This window comes from Anaerococcus sp. AH8042_DFU013_CI05 (assembly GCF_047936775.1).
GTDB lineage: Bacteria > Bacillota > Clostridia > Tissierellales > Peptoniphilaceae > Anaerococcus.
The window spans coordinates 998,459-1,012,079 of sequence record NZ_CP175954.1; the positions used below are offsets into that span (position 1 = coordinate 998,459).

A 13,621-nucleotide genomic window follows, 5' to 3' on the forward strand; every position below is an offset into this window, starting at 1 on the left:
CTCTAATTTCAATAAAAAAACTTCCTAAGTCTCTAGGAGATTTAGGAAGTCTACATTTTCTATTAATATAATTTTGCCCCAGCTGGGATATTATTGCTTACCATTAGGACATTTAGTTTTTCTTCACCGTTTTGCTCATGTACTGCTGATAGAATCATACCTTGAGATTCCTCACCCATCATTGCTCTTGGTGGTAGGTTAACTATGGCTACTAAGTTTTTGCCGATTAACTCTTCTGCTGTGTAATGTTTTTTGATACCTGATAAGATTGTTCTTGGTGTGTCAGATCCATCATCAAGGGTAAATTTAAGAAGTTTGTTTGATTTTGGTACTTCTTCACAATCAGTTACTTTTACAACTCTAAAGTCAGATTTTGTAAATGTATCAAAGTCTATATCATCATAGAAATCTTCTGTTTTTACACCTGTAAAGTCTATTACTTCATTAGTTTCTTCAACTGTTTTTGTAGGTGCTATTTCATTGCTTTCTACAGCATTTTTGCCAGTTGGTTTCATAGTTGGAAATAATAGGACATCACGGATTGAGTGTTGGCCAGTAAGCAGCATTATCACTCTATCAATACCTATACCAAGGCCACCTGTTGGAGGAAGTCCTACTTCTAGAGCATTTACAAAATCGTGATCCATCATTTGTGCTTCATCATCACCTTTTTCACGTTTAGCAACTTGAGCTTCAAATCTTTCTCTTTGATCTGCAGCATCATTTAATTCTGAGAAGGCATTTGCTACTTCTTTACCATTAATAAATGCTTCAAATCTATATGTTAATGATTTATCATCATTTTTTCTTTTAGCTAGTGGTGAGATTTCTACTGGGTAGTCAATTATAAATGTTGGTTGGATTAGCTTATCTTCTACAAATTCTTCGAAGAATTCTGCGATAATTTCTCCACGTGTATCTTTTACTTCAACGCCTTTTTCTTTTGCAATTGCAACTGCATCTTCATAGGATGTGATTTCGTTAAAGTCGATACCAATTTCATTTTTAATAGCATCAATCATAGGGATTCTAGCCCATGGAGCTTTTAATTCTATTTCTTGGCCATCATATTCGATAGTGGTTTTTCCCAAAACATTTGTTGCGACTGTTTCTACCATATGTTCGGTAATTTCCATCATATCTTCGTAATCAGCATAGGCTTGGTAAAGTTCCATTGCGGTGTACTCAGGATTGTGAGTAGCATCCATTCCTTCGTTTCTAAACATTCTGCCCATTTCATAAACTTTATCAAATCCACCGACAATTAGTCTTTTTAGGTAAAGTTCGTTTGCAATTCTTAGATACATATCGATATCTAAAGTGTTGTGGTGGGTTATAAATGGACGTGCTGTAGCTCCCCCTGCAATTGTATTAAGAATTGGAGTTTCTACTTCTATAAATCCTCTACCGTCTAAAAATTTTCTAATTTCAGTAATGATTTTGCTTCTTAAGTAGAAAACTTCTTTTACTTCTGGATTTACAATAAGGTCTAGGTATCTTTGTCTATATCTTAAGTCAGGGTCTTTTAGTCCGTGCCATTTTTCTGGCAATATTTGTAAGGATTTTGTTAGTAATTGAGGATTTTGTGTTTCAATTGAAATTTCACCTTGATTGGTCTTAAATACATTTCCCTCTATACCTACGATATCACCAATATCGTATTTTTTAACTTGTTTGAATTCATCACCGATAACATTTTTACGATTTACAATTTGGATTGTTCCAGATTCATCTTGGATATCCATAAAGCTCATGTTTCCGTGACCACGTTTTGCTCTTATACGACCAGCAATTCTTACAGACTTGCCATCGTAATTTTCAAAATTATCTTTAATTTCATTTGCAGGTGTGCGGTCCTTAAAGTTTACAATTTCGTGTGGATCTCTGCCTTCTTGCTTAAGTTCTTCAAGTTTTTCTCTTTTAATCTTAAGCATTTCATTTAAATCTTTGTTGTTATCAGTCATCATTTCTCCTTATTTAATGTCTTTAATAGTGAAATACATTTTGCCGTTTGGAGTAGCTACTTCTACTCTGTCTTCGACTTTTTTACCTAAAAGTGCAGCACCAACTGGTGATTCATTTGATATGAAACCTTTTATTGGATCAGATTCTGCTGTTCCTACGATTTTATAATCCAAAGTTTCATCAAATTCTTCATCATATACTGTCACTGTATTTCCTACCCCAACTTCATCAGAATTTAAGTCTACTTCGATAGTTTTTGCATTTCTTATCATATCTTCAACTTTTGCTATACGACTTTCGATTTCACCTTGTTCATTTTTAGCTTCATCATAATCAGCATTTTCTGATAAGTCACCAAAACTTCTTGCAATTTTGATTTTTTCTGCAATCTCTGGTCTTCTTTTGGTTTTTAAGTACTCTAATTCATCTTCTAATTTTTCTAAATATTCTTTAGAAAGTATAACTTCTTTATTTTCTGCCATTTCATCCCTCTAAAACATTCTTATATTCATCTAATAAATCAAAAATCTCTTCTTTTGTTTTTAATTTATTAACTTCATCTCTAACTTTACTTGAATCTGGTAAACCTTTGATGTACCAGCCTACATGCTTTCTCATTTGATTTACTACTAGTCTTTGATCTTTAAATTCTAGTGATAAATCGTATTGCTCTCTAATCTGATCTATAATCTCACTTGGAGTTATTGGAGTATAGTCTCCAGTTTCTAGATATTCCTTAATGTATTTAAATAAAAATGGATTGCCCATTGCTCCTCTTGCAAGCATAACGCCATCAGCATTTGTCTTTTCGATAATATTTTTAAAATCATCTACAGTAAATACATCACCATTTGCAATTACTGGTATAGTAAGAGCTTCTTTTAATTTTTTAATATCATCCCAATTTGCAATTCCACTATAATGTTGTTCACGTGTTCTGCCGTGGAGGATGACATAATCTACTCCATTATCCTCGCAAATCTTACCAATTTCAATATAATTTTTTAAAGATTCATCTACGCCTGATCGAAATTTTACATTTATTTTTTTATTAGTTGATTTTACTAAAGTTTTTGTAATCTTATCTACTAGATCAGGTTCTTTCATTAGGGCAGAGCCTTCCCCATTTTTAAAAATTTTGGGTGCAGGACAACCCATATTAAAACTTAAATCGGTAATATTTTCAAGTGGGTTTATCTTATCTTTAATAGCCATTTCTATTTTTTCTGGATCTCTGCCAAAAATTTGGACATTTGCGTGTTTTTCTTTTTCTGATATGAAAAGTATCTCATCAGTTTGCCTATTATCATAGACCATGGCATTAACACTTGCCATTTCTGTAAATGTTTTATCAGCACCGTATTTTTCGCAAATTATCCTAAAGGCTACATCAGTAACTCCTGCTAGGGGAGCTAGCATTAACTCTTTATTTTTTAATTCGGTCATAAATAATTTTTAGCCCATCTAGCATTAGATCAGGTTCTATATATTCGATATATTTTGATTCATGAGCAATTAATTCTGAGTATCCGCCAGTTGCAATTACATTTATTTTCCCACAAAGTTCATAATCATTTACAAGATCTTTTTCTATTTGTTCGATTACTCCATCTATTAGCGAAATATAACCATACACAATACCTGCATTCATACTTTCAGGTGTAGTTCTTGCAATTGCTGTTGTTGGATTTCGAAGTTCTATTTTTGGTAATTGAGCAGTCATTCCAAAAAGACCATCTTGGGCAATTCGGATTCCCGGAGCTATCGACCCACCTAGGTATTTTCCTTCTTTAGTAATTACATCAAAAGTTATTGCTGTACCCATATCAACAATTATCGCCGGACCACCGTATTTGTTAAAAGTTGCAACTGCATTTACAATTCTGTCAGCTCCAACATCCTTTGGTGATTCATAATCATTTATAATTCCAGTATCGGTTTTATAATCAATAATTATTGGATCTTTACCAAACATCTTTCTATTGCACGATTGCCATGCATACATGATATCTGGAACTACTGAAGAAATTATGGTATCTTCAATGCAATTTTTTTTAATCTCATGAATTATGAACATATTAAAAAGGGTAGCTACCAATTCGTCGCTGGTGCGTTTTAAATTTGTAGCCACTCTATATCTGAATTCTAATTTACCATTGTTAAAAACACCAAGCACAGTGTTGGTATTTCCAATATCTACTACTAGAAGCATCTATTCTCCCCTTAGAGTTTTATAATCAAATTTAACCCTAATATGATACGATATTTTTTGTGATATTCAAGCTATTTACCTAATTTATATTTTCTAATTAGATCATTAAGAGGCTTGATATCCTCACTTTTTACTTTTGTTGCTTCACTAGTATCTTGCCTATCTTTTTTTACTGCCATTACAAAATCATTTTTTTCTTTATCAAATCCCCATTTTTTAAGCTCTTTGTAGGTATAAAAAGTAGAATTAATTAAGATTCCATTTTCTGCAACATATAATTTATTTTGCTGAGCCACTAAGAATACAATAGCTAGAACAACCATTACTACTGACATATAGATAGCATTTTGGTTATTTTGTTTAATTCCTGCTATTAAGTTAAAAACTCCTGTTGCAAGTAAAAAGGCTAATAGTACCCATTCAAAAGTGGTAGATGGTCTATCAAATTTATTAATTTCTCCTGCAAGTAGCTTTTTATTTTTAAATGATTTATAAATTCTATAAATAAAAAATGCAATAATTGCAATATACATTATCAAAACAAAGTTATCTAAATTATTTTTTCCCTTAAACATAATATCTCCTTAACAAAAAATAGATCCATTGACCTATCCTTCATAAACTGATCTTTTTAGTACGCCGATATATGGCAAGTTTCTATATTTTTGATCATAATCAAGACCAAATCCAACAACAAATTCATTTGGTATTTTAAATCCATACCAATCTGGTTTTATCTTAACTTCTCTTCTTTCTGGTTTATCAAGCAAAGTTACAATCTTAATATCTTTTGGATCCCTTTTTTCTAAATTGTTTTTAAGTTTCAAAAGTGTATTTCCAGTATCTATAATATCTTCAACTAACAATACATTTTTATCGGTAATATCAGTATCTAAATCCTTTAAAATCTTAACATTTCCACTAGAAGTAGTCCCACTTTCATATGAAGAAACAGCCATAAACTCTAAATTTATATCAAGCTTTATATGTTTTGCAAGCTCTGACATAAACATAACTGAACCCTTTAAAATAGCAACCATTATCAAAGTATCCTCATCTTTGTAATGCTCATTTATATTTGTTGCTAATTTTTTGATTCGAATATTTAAGCTTTCTTCATCAATCAAAATTTTTTCTATAATTTCGTTTGTATCATTAATCATCTTCAACCTCTATTTTTAAAATGTTTTTTGTACCACTATCGACCTTAAATTGTTCAGAAATTCTGTATCCTGCTATCCAAATTATATCATCATTTGATAAAATTATAGGGATTTGATCCCTAATGCTTTTATCTATCTTTTCATCTATAAAAAAGTCTTTTAACTTTTTTTTGTGATTCATGCCAAGCGGCCTAAATTTATCTCCATTTTCTCTTGTTCTAACTGTAAGAGGAAAAGAAATTTTATCTAAATCAAAATATCCTATATTCTTTAATTTTTCTTTTTTTTCAAAAACTATGGACGTTTTAATTTTTCTACCATTAAAAACTATTTCTTCATCCAAATTAATTTTTTTTATGACACTATCATTCTGTTCACGATTTAAAACCATCAATTCATAGCTATTATAATTTTTTTGAAATACTAGTTTATCTTTTATAATTTTCTTTCCAGTTTGAAGATTCTCTATATTTATGAAGTCTTCTATATTCTCCTTAGAAATATTTTTAGTATCTCCTGTAAGCTTAAAAATTGCTATTCTAATTAAGCGAGTTTTTATAGGATAAGATATGTCTTCAAATTCTTCTTTATCAAATTTTACAAAATAATCTTTTTCATTTATTACTATTTCTTTATACTTTTTATCAATAACTTCATCTATAATAGCCAAATCATTTTTTATTATATCTGATAGATTAAAAAAGTTATTTATTGCATTTGGGTTAATCTCACTAATTTTTGGAAAGATTTCATTTCTTATGTAATTTCTACTATAATCATTTTCTAAATTAGTTGCATCAATGGCATAGGAAATATTATTTTGCTTTAGGTATTCTAAAATTTCTGATTTTTTAAATGATAAAATTGGTCTTATAATGTTTTTATTTTTATAATCCATGCCAGCGAGTCCATCTAATCCTGTCCCACGTGCCATACGAAATAGCATTGTTTCTGCTTGATCGTCCATATTGTGAGCAACGGCAATTTTTGAATTTCTATAAGAACTTGCTATATCATTAAAAAATTCATATCTTAGCCTTCTGCCGGCATCTTCTGGGGAGATTTTATTTACTTTTGCAAACTCATCCATACTCGCTTTTCTGACTTCTACCTTTAGCCCTAGCTTTTCTCCAGTATCTATTACTAATTTTTCATCAAAACTGGCTTCTTTTCTGTGTAAGTGGTTTAGATGAGCGAGGATAATAGTAAGATTATATTCATTTTTTATTTCATTCAGAAGATATATAAGAAATTGACTATCTGGTCCGCCACTGGAACCTATTATTATGGTATCATTTTTATCTATTAAATTATATTTATTTATATTTGATAAAAATCTATTCGTTACTGTCATTATTTGTTTCTTGATCTAATTCTTCTGTTTTTTCTTTATCTTCTTTGTTATTTTTTTCTTCTTCATTCAGTATAGGCTTCTTTCCCTTAACCATTCCTAGTCTTTCTTTCGCAATTTTTTCTTTAAATTGATCAGTATTTCTAATCTCATAATCACTTTCTAGCGATGTTATTTCTTCATTTACTGCATCTAATTTTTTCTTAGTAGAATTTATCTCAGAATTAAGGGTGTTTATCTCTGCATTCATCATATTGTTTAAAAATACATAAGCAATAGTGCTAAGTATTAGTATGAGAAAAATGCTTAATAAAAATCGCCTATTTTTAGCCTTTCTCTTTTTTTGATAAGATTTTGCCCTAGCCATCTATCACCTCATACATTTCTTCTGCAGTTGTTTTTTTAGCTCCATCTATTAGATCTATAACTTTTATTTTTAAATTACTCTTTCCAAATGCAATTTCGATTATGTCGCCTTCTTCTACCACAGAACCTGGTTTTGCGAGATTTCCATTTATAGATACTCTACCATTTTCACAAGCTTTTTTTGCTACTTGTCTACGTTTTATTATTCTTGCATTTTTTAAAAATTTATCTATTCTCATAGCTTAATTTTACTATAAGGGAGGATTTATATCTAGGCAAAAAAATAAAAGCCCAGGATGGCCTGGGCTTAAAAGATTATTTTTATAGTAAGTTATCGTCTTCTGAATCTACTTCTTTAACATCACCAGATTCAACAACGTCTAATCTTTCTTTTCTAACTGTATCAGAAACTTTTTCGTTTTCTGTAACTGTTTCTGTATTTACATCTACTTCTTCTGTTACGTAAGCTTCTTTATCTACAGATACTTTTTCTTCGTGAATTGGAATTCTAATTTCTTCAGCTGTTTCATCAAATTGGTATCCATCAGCAGCTGTTCCATCTACTGCATGTCTTTCAACTGTTACTCTTTCTTTTTCTACTGGTACTTCGATTTCTTGAGTTTCAGTTACAACTTCTTTTTTAAGTCCGATTTCACCAGTTTGAACTTTTTCTTTGTTAACTCTTAATCTTTCTTCATGAAGTCTGATTTTATCTCTTTTTGATAGGTCATCTCTTTCTAGTATATCTTCATCGATGTAGTCTTTTCTTTGTTCATAAGCTGTATCTACATATTCTGGATCTTCTAAATAGTCATCTCTTTCGATAGCTAGTACGTAGTTACCACTTTCAACAGCTCCAAGAGCTTCATCAGAAACTGTTCTATCAAATCCGAAGTCTCCAAAGTAAGCTGGATCTAAATCTTCACCTGTGTAGTAAGCGTAGATTCCGTTGTAGTCTGGATCTAGTGTGTCTCTATTTGCTCTATCAGAAATTCCATAGTATCTTAAATTATCATTATCAAATTCGTTAGCAGAAATAACTTCAAGTTCACTGTCGCTAAAACCTTGAGCTCTTAGCTGGTCAATTCTTGCTAGTAATTCATCTTCTGTTCTAAATGTTTCAAAATTTGCCATTATATATCTCCTTTTTATTTTTAACTTCTTAGACTCTCGTCTATATCGTTCTAGTAGCTATATACCCCCTAGAAAAAATTATTAAACATAAATATCAAACTTTTTTTTTAACTCTACAGTTATTTATATATGTTTATCAATATCTTCAAAATTTAATTTGGAATCATCGACCTTGAGTACTTCTCTTCTTACTGGTACCGTAATCTTTTGCATTTCTATATATTTTTCACGTTTAATAACTATTTCTTCTACAACTACTTTTTCTTTTTTTACACGTATTCGCTCTTCATGAAGAGGAATAGTAATAGTTTCACCATTTTTTAACTTTTCTAAATATTCATCATTTAAATTTAAAGTTTCCATGTGACATCATCCTTTCGCATCGCAGTTTATTAATTTATACCCACAATTTTAAAAGTATAGTAAATATGGTGATGATATGAATAATATTTTACATATAGATTGCGATGCTTTTTATGCATCTTGTGAAGAAATTAGAAATCCTAAGCTAAAAAATTTTCCTGTAGCTGTTGGCGGACTTACAAATAAATCAATTATTACAACTGCAAACTATAAGGCAAGAAAATTTGGCATCCACTCAGCAATGCCGGTTTTTATGGCAAAAGAACTTTGCCCAAATCTGATTTTAATACCTGTGGATCATCCTTACTATAGAAAAAAATCTGAAGAGGTATTTAATATAATTAAAAAATATGCGGTTAATTTTGAACAGGTTTCTATAGATGAGGCCTATTTGAGGATAAAAAACCAAAATCCATTTGCTCTTGCAAAAAAAATCCAAGATGAAGTTTTTATAAAAACTCAAATTAATGTCTCTATAGGTATATCGTATAATAAATTTTTAGCAAAACTTGCCAGTGATTGGAACAAGCCTCATGGCATAAAAGAAATATCTAGGAAAGATGTTCCAGAAATCTTATTAGATCTTGATATAAAAAAAGTCCACGGTCTTGGTAGCCACGGAGTAGAAAAATTAAAAAAAATTGGAATTTATACTATAAAAGATTTACTAAGACTTGATAAAGACTTCCTAATAGGTCTTTTTGGCAAACATGGTTCCTATATTTATGGGGTCATCCGCGGTGAAGATGATAGAGAAATAAATCCCAGCCGTCAACGAAAGTCACTTGGTCGCGAACGTACTTTTAGAGAAAATACAAATGATATAAATATTCTTAAACAGTATCTAAAAGAAATATCTGAAAAAGTCGAAAATGATTTAGAAAAAAAAGATCTGCAAGGCAAAACAGTAAATCTTAAACTTAAAAATAGTGATTTTAAAACAATTACACGAGCTATAACCCTCCAAGAGCCCATTTATAAAAGAGAGGATATATATAAATCAGCTAGCGAATTATTAAACGAGGTTTACAAAAATGAATATATAAGGCTAATTGGCATCTCACTATCCAAATTATCTAATCGCAATAGTAACCAATTATCTTTTTTATAAAAGAAAAAGTACTGGATTTAACCAGTACTTTTTTTAATTTTACACATCTAGGCTTTCTTGAGTATCTTCCTCTTCGAACAAATCGCCTTCTTCTGATTGGCTTAATGATGCTCTTATTTTGCCTTCGATTTCATTCATGATATCTTGATTGTCTTCAAGATATGTTTTTACATTTTCACGACCTTGACCAAGCTTTTCTCCACCGTAGGAGAACCAAGATCCAGCCTTATCAACAATATCCATCTCTACAGCTGTATCTAGGATAACCCCAGACTTTGAAATACCAGATCCATACATGATATCAAATTCTACTACCTTAAATGGTGGTGCTACCTTATTTTTTACAACTTTTACACGGGTACGTGATCCGATAGAATTATCACCTTCTGTAATAGTTTTTATTCTACGAATATCAAGTCTAACTGATGAATAGAATTTAAGGGCACGTCCACCTGTTGTGGTTTCTGGAGATCCAAACATTACACCAACTTTTTCTCTTAATTGGTTGATAAATACTACTGTTGTGTTTGATTTTGCAATAACACCTGTAAGTCTTCTTAAAGCTTGACTCATAAGTCTAGCTTGTAAACCTACATGGCTATCTCCCATTTCCCCTTCAATTTCTGCTCTTGGTACTAAAGCTGCCACTGAGTCAATAATAATTAAGTCTACAGCTCCCGAACGCACTAAAGATTCAGCAATGTCTAAACCTTGCTCACCTGTATCCGGTTGGGATAGGATAAGATTATCAATATCTACTCCTAAATTTCTAGCATATTCTGCATCCATTGCGTGTTCTGCATCTATAAATGCACACATATGGCCTTGTTTTTGATCTTCTGCAATCATATGAAGGGCAAGGGTTGTTTTACCAGATGATTCTGGACCAAATATTTCTATAACCCTACCGCGTGGGATACCACCTATTCCAAGTGCAATATCAAGATTGATGGCACCTGTAGGTATAGCTGAAACTGCAACTTTTGGAGCCTCGCCCATTTTCATTATTGAGCCTTTACCATATTTTTTTTCAATATTTTTAAAGGCTTGGTCTAATGCTTTTTGTTTGTTATCATCCATAAAAATCTCCTATATGTTTTCTAAGTCCAAAACTTCTTTGTTTTTGATTATATAATCAAGTCCTGAAATAATCGTTAGTATAACTGCTATATAAAATACATATATTCCTATATTATTTAAAATAGTATTGTTTACTAATAGTAAAACTAGTGCTATCATTTGGCTGGTTGTTTTTAGTTTTCCCCATTTGCTAGCTGCAATAGTTATACCCTTATCGGCTGCAAGTGTTCTAAAACCTGTTATAGTTAGTTCTCTTACTATAATAATTATTACCGCCCAAGCAGGAATTATACTTCCTTCTACCAAAACTATAAATGCCGCCACGGTTAATAATTTATCTACCAATGGATCAACAAATTTACCAAATGTTGTAACTAGATTGCGGCTACGAGCTAGGTGGCCATCGAGTGCATCTGTTAAAGATGCAATTACAAATACTATTGCTGCAATATTATATGTACTACCATACATGTAATACAAAACTAGAAAAACCGGAATTAAAAGTAATCTTAAAACCGTAACTTTATTCGCTATATTCACCTAAATCTCCTTCAAAATAAGAACTATCTACCAAGACTTTTCTTGGTTTGCTACCCTCATATGGGCCTACAATTCCTTTTGCTTCAAGCTGGTCTATTATCCTACCAGCTCTTGCATATCCAATTCTAAGTTTTCTTTGTAAAAGCGAAACTGAGGCTGTATTTTCGTCTATAATTATTTTAGTGGCCTCATCAATTAGTTCATCTTCATCATCCACTTCTTTTACTTGAGAATTTTCTTCAACTGTTTCAATGGCTTCTTGATTGTAATCAGCCTTGGTTTCTTGTTTTATATAATCAACCACATCTAAAACTTCTGTATCAGATACAAAAGCTCCTTGGATTCTTAGTGGCTTCATAGAATCACTTGATGCATAGAGCATATCACCCTTTCCTAGAAGCTTTTCTGCTCCAGATGTATCCAGTATTGTTCTAGAGTCAGTTTGGCTTGTAACTGCAAAGGAAATTCTAGATGGAATATTTGCCTTAATTGTACCGGTAATTACATCAACTGTTGGTCTTTGAGTTGCAATTACTAAGTGGATTCCGCAGGCTCTAGATTTTTGAGCTAGACGCATAATATAATCTTCCACTTCACTAGCGGCCGTCATCATTAAATCAGCAAGCTCGTCTATAATAACTACTATATATGGTAAATTTTCCATAGATTCATCAGTTTCAGCTGCTTTTTTATAACCTTCTATATCACGGACGTGATATTTTTGAAAGGCCTTATATCTTTTTTCCATCTCAGATATAGCCCAAAATAGCGAAGAACTAGCCTTTTTTGGATCTGTAATTACTGGCATTATCAAATGTGGTATGCCATTATAAACTGAAAGCTCAACTACTTTAGGATCTATCATCAATAATTTTATATCATCTGGTGAATGTTTGTACAAGATACTCATTATGATAGTATTGATACAAACTGACTTACCAGATCCAGTTGCCCCAGAAACAAGTAAGTGTGGCATTCTTTCTATACCAGAAACCACTGGGTCACCAGCAATTGACTTACCCATAGCAAAAGGTATTTTTGACTTAGCATTTGCAAATTTCGATGTGGATATTATTTCCTTAAATCCTACTATTTCTTTGCTATCATTTGGGACTTCTATACCCACATGACTCTTGCCAGGAATAGGGGCTAATATTCTAATTCCACTAGTTGCTAGAGATAAGGCCAAATCATCCGCAAGATTTAATATCTTACTTACCTTTACCCCTCTTTGTGGTTTTAATTCATAGCAAGTTACTGTAGGTCCTATGTCAATTTGAACAACTTTTGCTTCTATACCAAAACTTTCTAAAGTTTCTTCTATGGCTAGGGCCTTTTCTTTTATTTCGCCCTCATCAATTGATCCTGCATTTGATCTATCTTCTAATAAATCAGTTGGTGGATAATTGTAATTATCAAATTCTTTTTTAAAACTATCATCTAAGTCTTTCATCTCGATTTGCTTTGACTTATAGCTTCTTACTTCTATCTCATCATCTTCTGAAAAATCATAGGCTTTGATTGGTTTTCTTTTTGCTTTTATTTCTCTTTCAATTGGATGATCAATCTTTTGGGATATATCAGTTTCTGTAATAGCTTTTTCTTCTAAGGTTGGTCCGAGATTGTGGTTGTCATTAGCTACAATAATTTCTTCATCACTTGTATCAGCATTTTCTGTATTTTCTCTTGATAGCTGTCTTTTTTCTTTTAGTATATTAAAAAATTCTGTAATCTTAGTTCCAATTAGAATTAAAACATCTCTTAACTTTCTAATAAATTCTCCATAAGTCAAAGGACTAATCCCTATAACAAATAAAAATATAGAAAGTACAAATAATATATCAAGTCCCAGGCTTCCTAGAAAACTAATTATATAATATGCAAAAAATCCACCAATTAGTCCTCCAGAGTCAGATGCATTTTGGATGCTATAATCCATTGACCAGCTTAAATCATTTCTGACAAAAGCTTTTGAGAAAAATGATAAAGTCATTATAAAAAGTAAATACAAAAACAAAAAGTTCTTAATATTTTCTTTGTACTTATCCCTATAAGCAAATAAAAAACTTACAAAGATAACTACTGGAAAAGCCAATGCAAATTTTCCAAATGTTCCTTTAAAAGCATTGGTTATAATATTTCCAACTTTTCCTGTATTTGATGAAAATATAAATATAAATAAAACTAAAGATAGGCCCATCATTACTAATGAAAATACATTAAAATCAAAGGCCCATTCTCTCTTTTTCTTAGCTCTATTTTTTGGAGGCTTATTTGTAGATTTTTTTCTTATTCTATTGTCATTTTTAGTGTTTGTCATAATTACCTCACTATAA

The 13,621-nt window shown here is 31.3% G+C and carries 15 protein-coding genes; 1 reads left to right on the plus strand and 14 read right to left on the minus strand.

Annotation, left to right across the window (positions count from 1 at the left end):
* Positions 1 to 62: 62 nt before the first annotated feature.
* From lysS to ACKRLN_RS05270, 11 genes are all read right to left on the minus strand, one after another.
* A complete protein-coding gene (lysS, locus tag ACKRLN_RS05220; protein WP_296141959.1) occupies positions 63 to 1,964 on the minus strand; it encodes a lysine--tRNA ligase in 1,902 nt (633 codons plus the stop codon).
* A gap of 9 nt (positions 1,965 to 1,973) precedes the next feature.
* Positions 1,974 to 2,447, minus strand: coding sequence for a transcription elongation factor GreA (gene greA, locus ACKRLN_RS05225; protein WP_203126827.1), 474 nt, complete (start codon positions 2,445 to 2,447; stop codon positions 1,974 to 1,976).
* A gap of 1 nt (position 2,448) precedes the next feature.
* Positions 2,449 to 3,411 (minus strand): tRNA dihydrouridine synthase DusB, encoded by a 963-nt coding sequence (dusB, locus tag ACKRLN_RS05230; RefSeq protein ID WP_416334489.1) that lies wholly within the window; start codon positions 3,409 to 3,411, stop codon positions 2,449 to 2,451.
* Complete coding sequence (locus ACKRLN_RS05235) at positions 3,392 to 4,177, minus strand: type III pantothenate kinase (protein WP_203126824.1); 786 nt, start codon at positions 4,175 to 4,177, stop codon at positions 3,392 to 3,394. Before ACKRLN_RS05235 ends, dusB begins: the two co-directional genes overlap by 20 nt.
* A 71-nt stretch (positions 4,178 to 4,248) precedes the next feature.
* Entirely contained in the window at positions 4,249 to 4,752 is a 504-nt protein-coding gene (locus ACKRLN_RS05240; RefSeq protein ID WP_416334490.1) for a DUF5673 domain-containing protein, read from the minus strand.
* A 33-nt stretch (positions 4,753 to 4,785) separates the two neighbouring features.
* Entirely contained in the window at positions 4,786 to 5,340 is a 555-nt protein-coding gene (hpt, locus tag ACKRLN_RS05245) for a hypoxanthine phosphoribosyltransferase (protein WP_416334491.1), read from the minus strand.
* The gene (gene tilS / locus ACKRLN_RS05250) at positions 5,333 to 6,694 is read right to left on the minus strand and encodes a tRNA lysidine(34) synthetase TilS (RefSeq protein WP_416334492.1); all 1,362 of its coding nucleotides are present in this window, start codon (positions 6,692 to 6,694) and stop codon (positions 5,333 to 5,335) included. The genes hpt and tilS overlap by 8 nt, the downstream gene beginning before the upstream one ends.
* Entirely contained in the window at positions 6,678 to 7,058 is a 381-nt protein-coding gene (locus ACKRLN_RS05255; RefSeq protein ID WP_416334493.1) for a septum formation initiator family protein, read from the minus strand. The genes tilS and ACKRLN_RS05255 overlap by 17 nt, the downstream gene beginning before the upstream one ends.
* Positions 7,051 to 7,296, minus strand: a complete 246-nt coding sequence (locus ACKRLN_RS05260) for an RNA-binding S4 domain-containing protein (RefSeq protein ID WP_416334494.1) — start codon at positions 7,294 to 7,296, stop codon at positions 7,051 to 7,053. The genes ACKRLN_RS05255 and ACKRLN_RS05260 overlap by 8 nt, the downstream gene beginning before the upstream one ends.
* Positions 7,297 to 7,378: 82 nt before the next feature.
* Positions 7,379 to 8,191, minus strand: a complete 813-nt coding sequence (locus ACKRLN_RS05265) for a YsnF/AvaK domain-containing protein (RefSeq protein ID WP_416334495.1) — start codon at positions 8,189 to 8,191, stop codon at positions 7,379 to 7,381.
* A 123-nt stretch (positions 8,192 to 8,314) separates the two neighbouring features.
* A complete protein-coding gene (locus ACKRLN_RS05270; protein ID WP_203126798.1) occupies positions 8,315 to 8,554 on the minus strand; it encodes a DUF2382 domain-containing protein in 240 nt (79 codons plus the stop codon).
* A gap of 76 nt (positions 8,555 to 8,630) precedes the next feature.
* On the opposite strand from ACKRLN_RS05270, the gene ACKRLN_RS05275 reads away from it, so the two are divergent.
* A complete protein-coding gene (locus tag ACKRLN_RS05275; protein ID WP_416334496.1) occupies positions 8,631 to 9,665 on the plus strand; it encodes a DNA polymerase IV in 1,035 nt (344 codons plus the stop codon).
* Positions 9,666 to 9,704: 39 nt separating this feature from the next.
* On the opposite strand, the gene recA is transcribed toward ACKRLN_RS05275, so the two are convergent.
* From recA to ACKRLN_RS05290, 3 genes are read right to left on the minus strand one after another with little or no spacing between them, the layout of a single operon-like run.
* Positions 9,705 to 10,745: a recombinase RecA gene (gene recA / locus ACKRLN_RS05280; RefSeq protein ID WP_203126794.1), complete on the minus strand. Its 1,041-nt coding sequence runs from the start codon at positions 10,743 to 10,745 to the stop codon at positions 9,705 to 9,707.
* A gap of 9 nt (positions 10,746 to 10,754) precedes the next feature.
* Positions 10,755 to 11,285 carry a CDP-diacylglycerol--glycerol-3-phosphate 3-phosphatidyltransferase gene (gene pgsA / locus ACKRLN_RS05285; RefSeq protein WP_416334497.1) on the minus strand — a complete coding sequence of 177 codons (531 nt, stop codon included), beginning with the start codon at positions 11,283 to 11,285 and terminating at the stop codon, positions 10,755 to 10,757.
* A complete protein-coding gene (locus ACKRLN_RS05290) occupies positions 11,269 to 13,605 on the minus strand; it encodes a DNA translocase FtsK 4TM domain-containing protein (RefSeq protein ID WP_416334498.1) in 2,337 nt (778 codons plus the stop codon). Before ACKRLN_RS05290 ends, pgsA begins: the two co-directional genes overlap by 17 nt.
* Between the last annotated feature and the right edge of the window lie 16 nt (positions 13,606 to 13,621).